Below are 16,370 nucleotides of genomic sequence, written 5' to 3'. Positions count from 1 at the left end.
GATGGGTTTCGCGCGCACGTGTGCGGTGGCGCTGGTGGGCGTCGAGGGCGTCGTCGTCGAGGTGCAGGCCGACCTCGAACCCGGAGTGGCGGCGTTCACCCTGGTGGGGCTGCCGGACAAGAGCCTGAGCGAGAGCCGCGACCGGGTACGGGCCGCGGTGGTGAACTCGGGCGGCGAGTGGCCGCAGAAGAAGCTCACGGTGGGCCTCAGCCCCGCCTCCGTGCCCAAGGGCGGATCGGGCTTCGACCTCGCCGTGGCCTGTGCGGTGCTCGGCGCGGCCGAACGGATCGACCCGCGGGTGCTCGCCGACCTCGTGATGATCGGCGAGCTGGGCCTGGACGGACGCGTGCGCCCGGTGCGGGGCGTCCTCCCCGCGGTGCTGGCCGCCGCGACCGCCGGATACGAACAGGTGGTCGTGCCCGAGAGCGCCGCCGCCGAGGCATCGCTGGTGCCGGGCGTCTCCGTGCTCGGGGTGCGCAGCCTGCGCCAGCTGATCGCCGTCCTGGCGGACGAGCCCGTCCCCGAGGAGGAGCCGGACGAGGCGGGCCGCCCGGATCCGCTCCTGGCGGGCCTGCGGATGCCCGGCACGGGCGCGGCCACCGGCATGGGCGCCGCTCACCCGGACCAGGAGCACGACCTCGCGGACGTGGTCGGCCAGCGTTCGGCGCGGACCGCTGTGGAGGTCGCCGCGGCGGGCGGACACCACCTCTTCCTGCAGGGCCCGCCCGGCGCCGGCAAGACGATGCTCGCGGAGCGTCTGCCGGCGGTGCTGCCCACCCTGTGCAGGGAGGAGTCGCTGGAGGTCACGGCGGTGCACTCGGTGGCCGGCCTGCTGCCGCCCGGCAAGCCCCTCATCGACGTGCCCCCGTACTGCGCCCCGCACCACTCGGCCACGATGCAGTCGCTGGTCGGCGGCGGCCCCGGCATCGCCCGCCCCGGAGCGGTGTCGCTGGCCCACCGGGGTGTGCTCTTCCTCGACGAGACCCCCGAGTTCGGCAGCCGGGTCCTCGACGCCCTGCGACAGCCGCTCGAGGCGGGGCATGTGGTGATCGCGCGCAGCGCGGGCGTCGTGCGGTTCCCGGCGCGGTTCCTCATGGTGCTGGCCGCCAACCCGTGTCCGTGCGGGCGCTTCTCGCTGCGCGACGCCCTGTGCGACTGTTCGCCCTCCGCGGTCCGCCGCTATCAGGCGCGGCTGTCCGGACCACTGCTCGACCGGGTCGACCTGCGCGTCGAGGTCGACCCGGTCAGCCGGGCCGAGCTCGCGCACCGCGGGCCCGGAGGCGAGTCCACGACGACCGTCGCCGACCGGGTGCGGGCCGCCCGGGAGCGTGCGGCGGTCCGGCTGGCGGGAACCCCGTGGCGGACCAACTCCGAGGTGCCCGGCCGTGAGCTGCGCCACCGCTGGCACGCGGCGGTCGGCGCGATGGACGAGGCGGAGCGGAACCTGGAGCGAGGGACGCTGACCGCCCGCGGCCTCGACCGTGTGCTGCGGGTCGCCTGGACCGTCGCCGACCTGGTCGGTCACGACCGGCCGGACGCGACGGACGTGGCCCTGGCCCTGCAGTTGCGCACAGGGGTGCCCCGCGGGGCGCCGATGGCCCTCGGGGCCCTCACGTGAACGCCGGCGCCCGGGCCGAGGACCGGCTGGCCCGGGTCTTCCTCGGCCGGGTCGTCGAGCCGGGCGACGAGGTGGGCGGTCAGTGGGTGCGCGAGCGCGGGGTGCGGGAGGTGGTGCGGCGGCTGTGCACGGACGGCGAGCCGCTGCCGGGAGTGACCGCACGGCGGTGGGCCGGGCTTCGGGCGCGGGCCGAGCTGGCCGAACCGGAGCGGGACCTGGCGCTCGCGGAGGAGGCCGGGGTGCGGTTCGTGTCCCCGGGCGACGCCGAGTGGCCCGGGACGCTGGAGGAGCTCGGGGACGCCCGGCCGCTGGGGCTCTGGGTGCGGGGTCGGCCCAGCCTGCGGATGTGGGCGCTGCGCTCGGTGGCCGTCGTCGGCGCCCGCGCCTGCACCGAGTACGGCGCCCACATGGCCGCCTCCCTCGCCGCCGGCCTCGCCGAACGAGGATGGGTCGTCGTGTCCGGCGGCGCCTACGGGGTCGACGGCGCGGCCCACCGGGGCGCCCTCGCGGCGGGCGGCGCCACCGTCGCCGTCCTCGCCTGCGGGGTCGACCGGCCCTATCCGCGGGGTCACACACAGTTGATCGGCAGGATCGCCGAACAGGGTCTGGTGATCGGGGAGTTGCCGCCCGGCGACCATCCGACGCCGAGCCGCTTCATCCTGCGCAACCGGGTGATCGCCGCACTGACCCGGGGCACGGTCGTCGTGGAGGCAGCCCACCGCAGCGGCTCGCTGGTCACCGCCCGGGCGGCGCAGCGGCTGGGGCGGCACACGATAGGAGTGCCGGGTCCGGCCACCAGCAGCCTCTCCGCAGGGGTGCACGAACTGCTGCGGCAGGAGGCCGTGCTGGTCACGGACGCCGCGGAAGTCGTCGAGCTGGTCGGCGACATGGGGGAGCTGGCACCCGACCGGCGCGGGCCGACGCTGCCGCGCGACCTCCTCGAACCGGGTGCCCGGCGCGTGCTGGCCGCGCTCCCGGCGCGCCGGACCGCGGCGGTCGACGAGCTCGCCCGCGAGGCCCGGACGACGCCGGACGACGCGATCGCGAGGCTGTACGAACTCAGAGCGCTCGGCTACGTCGAACGACACGGCGACGGCTGGAAGTTGACACGCCAGGCGATGGTCTCCGTTCGAGGGGATCGGCCTCCGTGTTGACCAGGGGGGTTCGGCCGTCCGGGGGAACGCCGAATGCCTTGCGGAATCCCGTAGTTGACGCGACCTCGCGATGACGACCGCGATGGACCTGCCCCGGGAGGGCGCCCAGCGGAACGTATCTGCGTACCGGTCCGGCCGCGACCTTCGCGCACCGCGACACCGCAGTCACGCTACGCTCACGAGGATTCCGTCACAGACCGGCACCACTGCACCACCTGGTAGCACCTACACCCACCATGACGCACTTCACGGCAGAACGGCACAAGGCGACGAATGCCCCAGCACACCTCCGGGTCCGACCGGGCGGCGGTCCCCCCAGCCGCCCGTGACGGTGGCAGCGTGCGGCCGCCCGCTCCCTCGACGCTCGACGAGCTGTGGCGCTCGTACAAGGCGACGGGCGACGAGCGGCTGCGGGAGCAGTTGATCCTGCACTACTCGCCGCTGGTGAAGTACGTGGCGGGAAGGGTGAGCGTCGGCCTGCCGCCCAACGTGGAGCAGGCCGACTTCGTGTCCTCCGGGGTCTTCGGGCTGATCGACGCGATCGAGAAGTTCGACGTCGACCGGGAGATCAAGTTCGAGACGTACGCGATCACCCGGATCCGGGGCGCGATGATCGACGAGCTGCGGGCGCTGGACTGGATCCCGAGGTCGGTCCGGCAGAAGGCGCGCAACGTGGAGCGGGCCTACGCCACGCTGGAGGCGCGGCTGCGGCGGACCCCCTCGGAGTGCGAGGTCGCGGCCGAGCTCGGCATCGCCGTCGAGGAACTGCACGCCGTCTTCAGTCAGTTGTCGCTGGCGAACGTGGTGGCGCTGGAGGAGCTGCTGCACGTCGGCGGCGAGGGCGGCGACCGCCTCAGCCTGATGGACACGCTCGAGGACACGGCGGCCGACAACCCCGTGGAGGTGGCCGAGGACCGGGAGCTCAGACGGTTCCTCGCCCGGGCGATCAACACGCTGCCCGCCCGGGAGAAGACGGTCGTCACCCTGTACTACTACGAGGGGCTGACGCTCGCCGAGATCGGCAACGTGCTGGGGGTGACCGAGAGCAGGGTCAGCCAGATCCACACCAAATCGGTGCTCCAGCTGCGGGCCAAACTGGCGAGCTTCGGTCGCTGACCTGCCTGTTGCCGCTCTGCGCGCGCAGTCACTCCCGCCGCGCGTGGCGCGTCCGTACAGTGGACGACGTGCCAAGGATTCGAGCGGCCTCCGTGGCCGAGCACCGGTCGATGCAGCGTGCCGCCCTGCTGGACGCGGCACGTTCCCTGTTGTCCGAGGGCGGGACGGAAGCGCTGACGTTCCCGGCCCTCGCCGAGCGGACGGGTCTCGCGCGCTCGTCCGTGTACGAGTACTTCCGGTCGCGGGCCGCGGTGGTCGAGGAGCTGTGCGAGGTCGACTTCCCCGTGTGGACGGCGGAGGTCGGGGCGGCGATGACCGCCGCCGACGGTGCCGAGGCCAAGGTCGAGGCGTATGTGCGGCGGCAGCTCGCGCTGGTCGGGGACCGGCGGCACCGGGCCGTCGTGGCGATCTCGGCCAGCGAGCTGGACGCCGGGGCCCGGGAGAAGATCCGGGCGGCGCACGGCGGCCTCGTGACGATGATCGGCGAGGCGCTGGCCGAGCTGGGTCATGCGGAGCCCCGGCTGGCGGCGATGCTGCTGCAGGGCGTCGTGGACGCGGCGGTGCGGCGGATCGAACTGGGCGCCGCGGAGGACCCGGCGGCGATCACGGAGGCCGCGGTCGGCATGGTCCTGCGCGGAGTCCGCGGCTGACCCTGCCGCGGATTCCGTGCTTCCGCGCTCGGCGCTGCCGCCCCGGCGCCCGAAGACGGCGCCGGCCGCGGCACGGCAGGGGCGCCCCGGCCGGGTCACGGCAGGGGCACGCCCAGTACCGGCAGGAGTCTGGAGGGGGCCGTGCGCCGCAGCCACGGCGGCAGCAGGGACAACGGGTCCAGGTAGGTCCCGCCGCGCCGCAGTCCCCAGTGCACACAGGTCCGCTCACAGTGCGAGCCCGTCGGCTCCACCGTGCCGACGACCTGGTCCGGCATCACCTGGTCGCCCTCGCGCACTGACGCCCGCACGGGCTCGTACGTCGTGCGCAGCGGCGGCAGGCCCGTGGCCGTCAGCTCCACCGAGACGACGCCCCGGCCCGCCACCCGGCCGGCGAAGGACACGCGTCCGGCCGCCACCGCCCGTACCGGGGCGCCCGGCGGGGCCCCCAAATCCACGCCTCGATGGCCGCGGGCGTACGGCGTCGCCGGGGGCTCCCAGCCGCGTACCACCGGCGGACGCGTGCCCACCGGCCATGTCCGGCCGATCGCCGGGACGGGAGACGCCTCGCCGCCCGCCTCGGCCTCGGCGGGTGCGGGGGCGTGACCAGAGGACGGGGAGGCCGACGGCGGCGCGGCCGGGACAGGCGGGTCCGGAGGAACAGGCAGGTCCGGCGGGACAGGCGGGCCCGGCAGGTCGGACCGGCTCTGCGGGTCGGTCGGGTCTGCCGGGCGCGGGGTGTCGGGTGGGTCTGCCGGGCTCGGTGGGACGGGCGAGGCGGACGGGTGCGGTGGGACGGGGCGGGCGGACGAGTCCGGTGAGGCGGGTGGGCCGGCCCACGCCGTGGACGTCAGCATCATGATCGACAGGAGCAGCGCCAGGCTGCCGAGGCATCGCTTCGCATACATGACCGAACGGTCCCGCATCCCGCCGATCAGGGCTGCGGCCTGTGGACCGTGCACCGCTTGTGGACAGCGGCGTCACCCGGCACCCCGCGGGTCCCGTACACTTCTTCTGGCGATCCGGGTCACCGGGTCGACTTCGCACGCCCCAATATCGGGGGTCCGGCCACGGTCGGTCTTCCGGTATCCGCGCCCCTCGGTCCTTCGTGGCTCGGCGCATCGCGGGCGTCAGGCGCGGGAGCCGTCCGGTTCCCGCGGCACAACCGAGAAACCCAAGGAGAACGGCCATGGCCGTCGTCACGATGCGGGAGCTGCTGGAAAGCGGCGTCCACTTCGGTCACCAGACCCGTCGCTGGAACCCGAAGATGAAGCGCTTCATCTTCACCGAGCGCAACGGCATCTACATCATCGACCTGCTCCAGTCGCTGTCGTACATCGACCGCGCCTACGAGTTCGTCAAGGAGACCGTCGCCCACGGCGGCACGGTCATGTTCGTCGGCACGAAGAAGCAGGCGCAGGAGGCCATCGCGGAGCAGGCCACCCGCGTCGGCATGCCCTACGTCAACCAGCGCTGGCTGGGCGGCATGCTCACCAACTTCTCGACCGTCTACAAGCGCCTGCAGCGCCTCAAGGAGCTCGAGCTCATCGACTTCGAGGACGTCGCCGCCTCGGGTCTGACGAAGAAGGAGCTCCTGGTCCTCTCGCGTGAGAAGGCCAAGCTCGAGAAGACCCTCGGTGGTATCCGCGAGATGTCCAAGGTCCCCAGCGCCGTCTGGATCGTGGACACCAAGAAGGAGCACATCGCGGTCGGTGAGGCCCGGAAGCTCAACATCCCGGTCGTCGCCATCCTCGACACCAACTGCGACCCCGACGAGGTCGACTACAAGATCCCGGGCAACGACGACGCGATCCGCTCCGTCACCCTGCTCACCCGCGTGATCGCCGACGCCGTCGCCGAGGGCCTCATCTCCCGTTCCGGCGTCGCCACGGGCGACAAGGGCGACAAGGCCGCCGGCGAGCCGCTGGCCGCGTGGGAGCGCGACCTGCTCGAGGGCGAGAAGAAGGCCGACGCCGAGAAGGCGGACGAGGCTGCCGAGAAGCCGGCCGAGGCCGCTGACGAGGCTCCGGCCGCCGAGGCCGCCGCTGCCGAGGCCCCCGCCGCCGAGGCTGCCGCCGACGAGGCTCCCGCCGCGGAGGCCGCTCCGGCCGCCGAGGGCGAGCAGGCCTGAGTCAGGCCGTGAGCCGTACGGTCGCCACGCGGTCCGTACGGCCGTAGGGCTGAGTGACGGCGGGGGGCACCGAGCGTGCCGCCCGCCGTCCACCCACAGCCCGCAGATCTTCGTAGATCTTCGAGACTTCGAACTCCGAGAGAGATTCACAGATCATGGCGAACTACACCGCCGCTGACGTCAAGAAGCTCCGTGAGCTCACCGGCGCCGGCATGATGGACTGCAAGAAGGCGCTGGACGAGGCCGAGGGCAACGTCGACAAGGCCGTCGAGGCGCTCCGCATCAAGGGCCAGAAGGGCGTCGCCAAGCGCGAGGGCCGCTCCGCCGAGAACGGCGCCGTGGTCTCGATCATCGCCGACGACAACTCCTCCGGCGTCATCGTCGAGCTGAAGTGCGAGACCGACTTCGTCGCCAAGGGCGACAAGTTCCAGGCCGTCGCGGCCGCGATCGCCGAGCACGTGGCGAAGACCGCCCCGGCCGACATCGAGGCGCTGCTCGGCTCCGAGATCGAGGCCGGCAAGACCGTCCAGGCGTTCGTGGACGAGGCCAACGCCAACCTCGGCGAGAAGATCGTGCTGGACCGCTTCGCGCAGTTCGCCGACGGCTACGTCACCGCGTACATGCACCGCACGATGCCCGACCTGCCCCCGCAGATCGGTGTTCTCGTCGAGCTGGACAAGCCGAACGCCGAGATCGCCAAGGGCGTCGCCCAGCACATCGCCGCCTTCGCGCCGAAGTACCTCTCCAAGGAGGACGTGCCGGCCGAGGTCGTCGAGTCCGAGCGCCGCGTCGCCGAGGAGACCACCCGCGCCGAGGGCAAGCCCGAGGCCGCCCTGCCGAAGATCGTCGAGGGTCGCCTCAACGGCTTCTTCAAGGACGCCACGCTGCTCGGCCAGCCGTACGCGCTCGACAACAAGAAGTCGGTCCAGAAGGTTCTGGACGAGGCCGGTGTCACCCTGAAGCGCTTCTCGCGCATCAAGGTCGGCATCTGAGTCCGTACCGCGATCGACGCGTCGGCCCGATAGGGTCGGGTGCAGTCGTCCGGTACGCCGTCACGCGCACGCGTGGCGGACGACAGCAGATCTGACGAGGAGGCCATTGCCGCGCATGGGATGCGAACGACACCCCACCGGCAGTGGCCTTCTTCGTTTGTGCACCACGCGAAAGAGGCGGGAACTCCCATGACCACCAAGGCCCAGAAGAGCGACGACGGCAAGGTACACGGCCGGTTCCTGCTGAAGCTGTCCGGAGAGGCGTTCTCCGGCGGTGGGGGCCTGGGCGTGGACCCCGACGTGGTGCACAAGATCGCCCGCGAGATCGCCGCGGTCGTGCGCGACGGCGCCGAGATCGCGGTCGTCATCGGCGGCGGCAACTTCTTCCGCGGCGCCGAACTCCAGCAGCGCGGCATGGACCGCGCCCGCTCGGACTACATGGGCATGCTCGGCACCGTCATGAACTGCCTCGCCCTCCAGGACTTCCTGGAGAAGGAGGGCATCGACAGCCGCGTCCAGACCGCCATCACGATGGGCCAGGTCGCCGAGCCGTACATCCCGCTGCGCGCCGTGCGGCATCTGGAGAAGGGCCGTGTGGTGATCTTCGGCGCCGGTATGGGCATGCCGTACTTCTCCACCGACACCACCGCCGCGCAGCGCGCCCTGGAGATCGACGCCGAGGCGCTGCTCATGGGCAAGAACGGTGTGGACGGCGTCTACGACTCCGACCCCAAGACCAACCCGGCGGCCGTCAAGTACGACGCCCTCGGCTACGGCGAGGTCATCACGCGCGAGCTGAAGGTCGCCGACGCCACGGCGGTCACGCTGTGCCGGGACAACAAACTCCCGATCCTCGTCTTCGAGCTTCTCGCGGAGGGCAATATCGCTCGCGCCGTCAAGGGTGAGAAGATCGGCACGCTCGTGGACGAGCAAGGCGGCCGAGCCTGACCGGTGGAAACCCGGTTTCGTACGACAACACCTGACCGGGGGGCGGACCCTGGTCGGGGGATGGACAATGTCCTGCCGGTCGGGAACCGTGCAGGAAGAAGACGCGACGCAGCCGGCCGCCGCCCCCGCAAGGATCCGCAGCCGGGCCTACTCAAGACACGCAGGAGCAAGTGGTGATCGAAGAGACCCTCCTCGAGGCCGAGGAGAAGATGGAGAAGGCCGTCGTCGTCGCCAAGGAGGACTTCGCCGCGATCCGCACCGGCCGTGCGCACCCGGCGATGTTCAACAAGATCGTCGCCGACTACTACGGCGCACCGACGCCGATCAACCAGCTGGCCTCGTTCTCGGTGCCGGAGCCGCGCATGGCGGTGGTGACCCCGTTCGACAAGACCGCGCTGCGCAACATCGAGCAGGCGATCCGCGACTCCGACCTGGGCGTCAACCCGAGCAACGACGGCAACATCATCCGCGTGGTGTTCCCGGAGCTGACCGAGGAGCGCCGCCGTGACTACATCAAGGTCGCCAAGGGCAAGGGCGAGGACGCCAAGGTGTCCATCCGCGCGGTCCGCCGCAAGGCCAAGGACGCGATCGACAAGCTGATCAAGGACGGCGAGGTCGGCGAGGACGAGGGCCGCCGTGCGGAGAAGGAGCTCGACGACACCACCGCGAAGTACGTCGCCCAGGTGGACGAGCTCCTGAAGCACAAGGAATCAGAGCTTCTCGAGGTCTGATGAACGACTCTTCCTGGGGCTCACCGCCGCACGCCGGACCGAGGGCCGGGTACTGGGGGCCCGTCGACCAGGGGCCGGGACCTGTCCAGGGGGCCGCCCCGGCGGGTCCCGCGTACGATGCGCCTGAGGCGCAGCAGACTCGCCCCATGCCCATCGTCCCCGACGTACCCGCACACGGCGGTCACCAGGATGACGACCGGGGGGCCGCTCGGCCGGGCGGCCCCTTGTTCCGAGACGAGAACTACGGCGGCGCGCCCTACGGCACCCAGTCCTACGGCGACGCCGCCCACGGCAACGACACCCCGTCGGCACAGCCCCCTGCGGCGGTGCCGCAGAATCCGGAGCCCATGCCCGACGCCCCTCAGCCGGCGCCCGCACCGCAGAAGAAGAGCGCGGGCCGAGACCTGGGCGCGGCCATAGGGGTCGGCGTCGGGCTCGGCGTCGTGATCGTGGCGTCGCTGTTCGTCGTCAAGGCCGTGTTCGTCGGCGTGATAGCGGTCGCCGTCGTCGTGGGTCTGTGGGAGCTGACCAGCAGGCTGCAGGAGCGCAAGGGCATCAAGGCGCCGCTCGTGCCGCTCGCGGTCGGCGGGGCCGCGATGGTCGTCGCCGGATACGTCCGGGGACCCGAGGGCGCCTGGGTCGCCATGGCCCTCACCGCGCTCGCGGTGCTGGTCTGGCGCATGACCGAGCCGCCCGAGGGCTACCTGAAGGACGTCACCGCCGGCGTCTTCGCGGCCTTCTACGTCCCGTTCCTGGCCACGTTCGTCGCCCTGATGCTCACCGCCGACGACGGGGCCTTCCGCGTCCTGATCTTCCTGCTCCTGACGGTCGTCAGCGACACGGGTGCGTACGCCGTCGGCTGGCGCTTCGGCAAGACCAAGCTCGCTCCGCGCATCAGCCCCGGCAAGACCCGCGAGGGCCTGCTCGGCGCGGTGTCGTTCGCGATGGTGGCCGGTGCGCTGTGCATGCAGTTCCTGATCGACGACGGCACGTGGTGGCAGGGCCTGCTGCTCGGTCTCGCCGTCGCGGTCAGCGCCACGCTGGGCGACCTGGGCGAGTCCATGATCAAGCGGGACCTGGGCATCAAGGACATGGGCACCCTGCTGCCGGGCCACGGCGGAATCATGGACCGCCTGGACAGCCTTCTGCCGACGGCACCGGTGGTCTGGGCCCTCTTCGTCCTGTTCGCGGGTTCGGGCTGACGGCACCCACACGTGCGTCGCGGGCCCCGTCCTCCTCTCCAGGACGGGGCCCGCTGCCGTGGCACGACCGGCTCACGAGCAGAGGCCGTTGGTCATGCGAACGGGGACAGGCCGTTGGTCTCCAGGTGCGTGAGCAGCGAGTCGAGGCATGCGTCCGGCGTGGCCAGGTCGGCACGGAAGAACGAGTCGTCACCGAGCGGGCCGCCGCTGACGATGACCATCCATGCCGCCCGTCGCTCGACGACGCGGTCACCGTCGACCTTGAAGACGGTCGTGACGCCGCGCTCGGCCAGCCACTCCATCAGTTCGAACATGTCCACTCGCATCCCTCCGGGGGGATCATCCCATTCCCGGTCGCACGCCCTTCGGGCCGTCTCCGGGCCGTAGGGAGCCGAACGACGCCGGCAGGCGGTGCTCGTGGGTGACCACTCCCACCCCGCTGCGGACCGGGGGGCCGGAGATGATCTGCGACACTGGTCGTGTTATGCCGAAGCCCGGAGAACTCACATTCGTCGCCCCCCGCGGAGCCCAGAAGCCGCCGCGGCACCTTGCCGATCTCTCGCCCGCCGAGCGGAAGGAGGTCGTGGCGGAGGTCGGCGAGAAGCCGTTTCGCGCCAAGCAGCTCTCGCAGCACTACTTCGCGCGCTACGCGCACGACCCGGCGGAGTGGACCGACATCCCCGCCGGTTCCCGCGAGAAGCTGCGCGAGGCGCTGTTGCCGGACCTGATGTCGGTCGTGCGGCATCTGTCGACGGACCAGGGGACCACGCGCAAGACGCTGTGGCGGCTGTTCGACGGCACGCTCGTGGAGTCGGTGCTGATGCGGTACCCGGACCGGGTGACCATGTGCATCAGCTCGCAGGCGGGGTGCGGGATGAACTGCCCGTTCTGCGCGACCGGGCAGGCGGGGCTCGACCGGAACCTGTCCACCGCCGAGATCGTGCACCAGATCGTCGACGGGATGCGTGCGCTGCGGGACGGGGAGGTCCCCGGCGGGCCGGCGCGGCTGTCGAACATCGTGTTCATGGGGATGGGCGAGCCGCTCGCCAACTACAAGCGGGTCGTGGGAGCCGTGCGCGCCCTCACCGATCCGGCGCCCGACGGCCTCGGGCTGTCCCAGCGGGGCATCACCGTGTCGACGGTCGGGCTGGTGCCGGCCATCCACCGGTTCGCCGACGAGGGCTTCAAGTGCCGGCTCGCGATCTCCCTGCACGCCCCCGACGACGAACTGCGCGACACCCTCGTCCCCGTGAACACGCGGTGGAAGGTGCGCGAGGTGCTGGACGCCGGGTTCGAGTACACCGAGCGGTCCGGCCGTCGGCTGTCCATCGAGTACGCGCTGATCCGGGACATCAACGACCAGGCCTGGCGCGGTGACCGGCTCGGCCGGCTGCTGCGCGGCAAGCCCGTGCATGTGAACCTGATCCCGCTGAACCCGACCCCGGGCTCGAAGTGGACGGCGTCCCGGCCCGAGGACGAGAAGGCGTTCGTCGAGGCGATCGCCGCGCACGGGGTGCCGGTCACCGTCCGGGACACCCGTGGTCAGGAGATCGACGGCGCCTGTGGTCAGCTCGCGGCCACGGAGAGGTAATCTGGCCACATCGCATCGTCAGATTCAGACATCTTCATATTCCGACAGGGGAGCGCCACAGCGCTGAGAGTGCGGCAACCGGGCCGCAGACCCTCTGAACCTCGCCCAGGTCATTCTGGGTAGGAAGTTCGGTCATCACTCGAGCTGTTGCGCCCTGCCCGGGGTCCCGTGCGGACCCCGGGCAGGGCCGCGTCTCTTCCTGGTCCACCCCAGGAGGAATTCCAGTGCAGAACAAGACCTTCGTCGCCGCGGCCGTCGGGCTCGGCCTGGTCGTCCTGTCCGCGTGCGGGTCGTCGACGGACGGGAAGAGCGAGGCGGACTCCAAGACCGTCACCCTCGTCAGCCACGACTCGTGGGCCGTCTCCAAGAGCGTGCTCGCGGACTTCGAGAAGCAGTCCGGCTACCGGGTGAAGGTCCTCAAGGACGGCGACGCCGGGCAGGCCGTCAACAAGGCGATCCTCACCAAGGACCACCCGCAGGGCGACGTCTTCTTCGGCGTCGACAACACCCTTCTCTCCCGCGCGCTCGACAACGGGCTGTTCCAGCCGTACGAGGCGAAGGGGCTGGACCAGGTCGACGCCCGGTACCGGCTGGACGCCGACAAGCACCGGGTCACGCCCGTCGACTTCGGCGACATCTGCGTCAACTACGACAAGGCGTACTTCACCGCGCACAAGCTGGCCCCGCCGGCCACCTTCGACGACCTGGTGAAGCCCGCGTACAAGGACCTCCTCGTCACCGAGAACGCCGCCACCTCCTCGCCCGGCCTCGGCTTCGTGCTCGGCACGGCCGCGCAGTACGGCGACGCCGGCTGGGAGGGCTACTGGAAGAAGCTCAAGGCGAACGGGGTGAAGGTGGTCGACGGCTGGGACCAGGCCTACAACGAGGAGTTCTCCGGGTCCGCCGGCGGCAGGAAGGCGAAGGCCGACCGTCCGCTGGTCGTCTCCTACGCCTCCTCGCCGCCCGCCGAGGTGGTCTTCGGCGACCCCAAGCCGACCACCGCACCCACCGGTGTCGCGACCGGCACCTGCTTCCGGCAGATCGAGTTCGCCGGGCTGTTGAGCAACGCGGCCGACGCCAAGGGCGGCAAGGCGCTGATCGACTTCCTGATCAGCAAGAAGTTCCAGCAGGACATGCCGCTCAACATGTTCGTCTACCCGGTGGTGAAGGGGGCGGCCGTGCCCGCCGAGTTCACGCAGTACGGGCCCGCCGCCGAGCACCCCGAGACCATGGACCCGGCGAAGATCGCCGACCGTCGCGACCAGTGGGTCAAGTCGTGGACCTCGCTCGTACTGAAGTAGACCCGGCCGAGGGAGCTCCCAAGGCTCCGGGAGGCGGGGGAGGCGGGAGTGGTGAGGGCGTCCGCGGCGTCCGCCACGCCCGGGGGAGCGTGGCGGCGCGGCTCGGTCTCATGGCCGTGCCCGTCGCGTTCTTCGCGATCTTCTTCGCCTACCCGGTCGCCGCGATCGTCGCCCGGGGGCTGGACGCCGACGGCTCCTGGCGGTTCGGGCGGGTGGGGGACGTGCTCGCGCAGTCCGACATCCGGCACGTCCTGTGGTTCACCCTCTGGCAGGCGCTGGCCTCCACCGCTCTCACCCTGCTGGTCGCGCTGCCCGCCGCCTATGTCTTCGCGCGCCTCGACTTCCCCGGGAAGCAGGTGTTGCGGGCCGTCGTCACCGTGCCGTTCGTGCTGCCGACGGTCGTCGTCGGCACGGCGTTCCTGGCGCTGGTCGGCCGGGGCGGGCTGCTCGACGAGCTGTGGGGCGTACGGCTGGACACCACGGTGTGGGCGATCCTGCTGGCGCACGTGTTCTTCAACTACGCGGTCGTCGTCCGGACGGTGGGCGGGCTGTGGGCGCAGCTGGACCCCCGGCAGGAGGAGGCGGCGAGGATGCTGGGCGCGTCCCGTCTGCGTGCCTGGCGCACGGTCACCCTGCCGGCGCTCGGACCCGCCGTCGCGGCTGCCGCGCTGATGGTGTTCCTGTTCACCTTCACCTCGTTCGGCGTGGTGCAGATCCTCGGCGGCCCCACCTTCTCCACCCTCGAGGTGGAGATCTACCGGCAGACCTCCGAGATCCTCGACCTGTCGACGGCCGCCGTCCTCACGATCGTCCAGTTCGCCGCCGTGGGCGCGATCCTCGCCGTGCACGCCTGGACGGTGCGGCGGCGGGAGTCAGCGCTGCGGCTGGTCGACGCGGCCGGCACGGCGCGCCGGCCGCGTGGGGCGGGGCAGTGGACGCTGCTGGCCGGGGTGCTCGCCACGATCGCCGTGCTGCTGGCGCTGCCGCTCGCGGTGCTGGTGCAACGCTCTTTCGACGCGCCCGACTTCGCCTATTACCGTGCGCTGACCAGCGACGACGGCAACGTCTTCCTGGTTCCGCCGATCGACGCGATCGGCAACTCGCTGGAGTACGCCGTCGTCGCGACCGCCGTCGCCGTGTTCGTCGGCGGGCTCGCCGCGGCCGCGCTGGCCCGACGGGACGCCGGACGGCTGGTACGCGGCTTCGACGCCCTGCTGATGCTGCCGCTGGGCGTCTCCGCGGTGACCGTCGGCTTCGGCTTCCTGATCGCGCTGGACGAGCCTCCGCTGGACCTGCGGACCAGCTGGATTCTCGTCCCGCTCGCGCAGGCGCTGGTCGGCGTCCCCTTCGTCGTGCGGACCATGCTGCCGGTGCTGCGGGCGGTGGATCAGCGACTGCGCGAGGCCGCCGCCGTGCTGGGCGCGTCCCCGTGGCGGGTCTGGCGGGAGGTGGACCTGCCGTTGGTGCGGCGGGCGCTGCTCGTCGCGGCCGGGTTCGCCTTCGCGGTGTCGCTCGGGGAGTTCGGGGCGACCGTGTTCATCGCACGGCCCGACAACCCGACCCTGCCGGTCGCCGTGGCGCGACTGCTCGGCCGGGCAGGAGAGCTCAACTACGGCCAGGCGATGGCCCTTTCGACGATTCTGATGGTGGTGTGCGCGGTGGCGCTGCTGGTGCTCGAGCGACTGCGCACCGACCGGACGGGAGAGTTCTGATGCTGCTGGAGCTGGAACGCGCGACCGTGCGGTTCGGCGGGCACGCCGCACTCGACGAGGTCGATCTCGCGGTCGCCGAGCACGAGGTGGTGTGTGTGCTCGGGCCCAGCGGCAGCGGCAAGTCGACGCTGCTGCGGGCGGTGGCCGGGCTCCAGCCGCTGGACGGCGGACGGGTCCGGCTCGACGGACGCGACCAGGCCGGGACGCCCGCGCACCAGCGGGAGATCGGGCTGATGTTCCAGGACCACCAGCTGTTCCCGCAGCGGGACGTGGCCGGCAACGTGGCCTTCGGGCTGCGTATGCGCGGTATGCCGAAGGGTCGACGGGGCGACCGGGTGCGGGAGTTGCTCGAGCTGGTCGGGCTGCCGGGGGCGGGGGGCCGCGCCGTGGCGGCGCTCTCCGGCGGTGAGCAGCAGCGGGTGGCGCTGGCCCGGGCGCTCGCCCCGCGGCCCCGGCTGCTGATGCTCGACGAGCCGCTCGGGCAGCTCGACCGGTCACTGCGCGAGCGCCTCGTGGGAGAACTGCGGGAGCTGTTCGGCCGGTTGGGCACGACCGTGCTCGCGGTCACGCACGACCAGGGTGAGGCGTTCGCGCTCGCCGACCGGGTCGTGGTGATGCGGGACGGCCGGATCGCCCAGTCGGGCACGCCCCTCGAGGTGTGGCAGCGGCCGGCGGACGCGTTCGTGGCCCGCTTCCTCGGCTTCGACAACGTGGTGGCGGCGACCGTCACGGGCGAGGCGGCGGTCACGCCGTGGGGGAAGGTGCCGGTGCCGGCCGGCTCCGGTCAGGGGGCGCGCACGCTGCTCGTGCGGCCCGCCGGCGTCCGCCTGGCCGGCGCGGACGAGGGGCTGCGCTGCACGGTCGCCGCGCGCACGTTCCGCGGCACCCATGTCGCCCTGCGGCTGCGGCCGGAGGACGCGCCGACGCTCGAGGCGGCGTGTGCGCTGCGGGACGCACCCGGGGTCGGCGACGCGGTGGGAGTCTCCTTCGACCCGGCCGAGATCGTGGTGCTGGAGTGATCCGCGCCGCCGGGCGACGGTCGCCCGGCGTGCCCCGCTCGGCTCCGTCCCGCGCGGCTTCCACCGCCGACTGCCGTGGGGCAGCCCCGGGTCGGAGGTGTCCGGCGAGCGGGAGGCGCCGGAGTTCCGGCCGGCGAAGACCCCGTCCGGCTGAGGGGAGCCGGACGGCGGGCCGCCGCGGAACATGTGGGCCGCCGAGAAACACGCG

At 72.1% G+C, this 16,370-nt stretch carries 15 protein-coding genes; 13 read left to right on the top strand and 2 right to left on the bottom strand.

The window, feature by feature from the left end; genetic code table 11:
* Nucleotide 1 precedes the first annotated feature (1 nt).
* From OHS82_RS13565 to OHS82_RS13550, 4 genes are all read left to right on the top strand, one after another.
* Nucleotides 2–1,618: a YifB family Mg chelatase-like AAA ATPase gene (locus OHS82_RS13565; protein WP_057580528.1), complete on the top strand. Its 1,617-nt coding sequence runs from the start codon at nucleotides 2–4 to the stop codon at nucleotides 1,616–1,618.
* Nucleotides 1,615–2,772, top strand: coding sequence for a DNA-processing protein DprA (gene dprA / locus OHS82_RS13560; protein ID WP_328433923.1), 1,158 nt, complete (start codon nucleotides 1,615–1,617; stop codon nucleotides 2,770–2,772). Before OHS82_RS13565 ends, dprA begins: the two co-directional genes overlap by 4 nt.
* A 273-nt stretch (nucleotides 2,773–3,045) precedes the next feature.
* Nucleotides 3,046–3,888 (top strand): RNA polymerase sigma factor WhiG, encoded by an 843-nt coding sequence (whiG, locus tag OHS82_RS13555; RefSeq protein ID WP_057580530.1) that lies wholly within the window; start codon nucleotides 3,046–3,048, stop codon nucleotides 3,886–3,888.
* 92 nt (nucleotides 3,889–3,980) lie between these two features.
* Nucleotides 3,981–4,538 carry a TetR/AcrR family transcriptional regulator gene (locus OHS82_RS13550; RefSeq protein ID WP_057580531.1) on the top strand — a complete coding sequence of 186 codons (558 nt, stop codon included), beginning with the start codon at nucleotides 3,981–3,983 and terminating at the stop codon, nucleotides 4,536–4,538.
* A 95-nt stretch (nucleotides 4,539–4,633) separates the two neighbouring features.
* On the opposite strand, the gene OHS82_RS13545 is transcribed toward OHS82_RS13550, so the two are convergent.
* Nucleotides 4,634–5,230 (bottom strand): murein hydrolase activator EnvC family protein, encoded by a 597-nt coding sequence (locus tag OHS82_RS13545; RefSeq protein ID WP_443041113.1) that lies wholly within the window; start codon nucleotides 5,228–5,230, stop codon nucleotides 4,634–4,636.
* 494 nt (nucleotides 5,231–5,724) lie between these two features.
* Here OHS82_RS13545 and rpsB point away from each other — a divergent pair, with 494 nt between their 5' ends.
* The 5 genes from rpsB to OHS82_RS13520 all read left to right on the top strand — a co-directional run bounded on the left by rpsB (nucleotide 5,725) and on the right by OHS82_RS13520 (nucleotide 10,539).
* A complete protein-coding gene (rpsB, locus tag OHS82_RS13540; protein WP_057580532.1) occupies nucleotides 5,725–6,666 on the top strand; it encodes a 30S ribosomal protein S2 in 942 nt (313 codons plus the stop codon).
* A 155-nt stretch (nucleotides 6,667–6,821) separates the two neighbouring features.
* Nucleotides 6,822–7,658 (top strand): translation elongation factor Ts, encoded by an 837-nt coding sequence (gene tsf, locus OHS82_RS13535; protein ID WP_057580533.1) that lies wholly within the window; start codon nucleotides 6,822–6,824, stop codon nucleotides 7,656–7,658.
* Nucleotides 7,659–7,847: 189 nt separating this feature from the next.
* On the top strand, nucleotides 7,848–8,606 hold the full coding sequence (gene pyrH / locus OHS82_RS13530) for a UMP kinase (protein ID WP_057580534.1): 759 nt from the start codon (nucleotides 7,848–7,850) through the stop codon (nucleotides 8,604–8,606).
* A gap of 173 nt (nucleotides 8,607–8,779) precedes the next feature.
* Nucleotides 8,780–9,337, top strand: a complete 558-nt coding sequence (frr, locus tag OHS82_RS13525; protein WP_057580535.1) for a ribosome recycling factor — start codon at nucleotides 8,780–8,782, stop codon at nucleotides 9,335–9,337.
* Nucleotides 9,337–10,539: a phosphatidate cytidylyltransferase gene (locus OHS82_RS13520; protein ID WP_057580536.1), complete on the top strand. Its 1,203-nt coding sequence runs from the start codon at nucleotides 9,337–9,339 to the stop codon at nucleotides 10,537–10,539. The genes frr and OHS82_RS13520 overlap by 1 nt, the downstream gene beginning before the upstream one ends.
* 92 nt (nucleotides 10,540–10,631) lie before the next feature.
* Here the strand turns inward: OHS82_RS13520 and OHS82_RS13515 are convergent, their stop codons facing one another.
* Nucleotides 10,632–10,853: a hypothetical protein gene (locus OHS82_RS13515; protein ID WP_242433211.1), complete on the bottom strand. Its 222-nt coding sequence runs from the start codon at nucleotides 10,851–10,853 to the stop codon at nucleotides 10,632–10,634.
* A 170-nt stretch (nucleotides 10,854–11,023) separates the two neighbouring features.
* On the opposite strand from OHS82_RS13515, the gene rlmN reads away from it, so the two are divergent.
* From rlmN to OHS82_RS13495, 4 genes are all read left to right on the top strand, one after another.
* Complete coding sequence (rlmN, locus tag OHS82_RS13510) at nucleotides 11,024–12,130, top strand: 23S rRNA (adenine(2503)-C(2))-methyltransferase RlmN (RefSeq protein WP_057580538.1); 1,107 nt, start codon at nucleotides 11,024–11,026, stop codon at nucleotides 12,128–12,130.
* A gap of 224 nt (nucleotides 12,131–12,354) precedes the next feature.
* Complete coding sequence (locus OHS82_RS13505) at nucleotides 12,355–13,431, top strand: thiamine ABC transporter substrate-binding protein (protein WP_328433922.1); 1,077 nt, start codon at nucleotides 12,355–12,357, stop codon at nucleotides 13,429–13,431.
* A gap of 110 nt (nucleotides 13,432–13,541) precedes the next feature.
* Nucleotides 13,542–15,143 (top strand): ABC transporter permease, encoded by a 1,602-nt coding sequence (locus OHS82_RS13500; RefSeq protein WP_057580540.1) that lies wholly within the window; start codon nucleotides 13,542–13,544, stop codon nucleotides 15,141–15,143.
* A complete protein-coding gene (locus OHS82_RS13495) occupies nucleotides 15,143–16,162 on the top strand; it encodes an ABC transporter ATP-binding protein (protein WP_328433921.1) in 1,020 nt (339 codons plus the stop codon). The genes OHS82_RS13500 and OHS82_RS13495 overlap by 1 nt, the downstream gene beginning before the upstream one ends.
* The last annotated feature ends 208 nt before the right edge of the window (nucleotides 16,163–16,370 follow it).

Source organism: Streptomyces sp. NBC_00425, assembly GCF_036030735.1.
Taxonomy (GTDB): Bacteria; Actinomycetota; Actinomycetes; order Streptomycetales; family Streptomycetaceae; genus Streptomyces.
The sequence above is the reverse complement of the archived record's forward strand: the minus strand, read 5'-3'. Positions and strand labels throughout refer to the sequence as shown.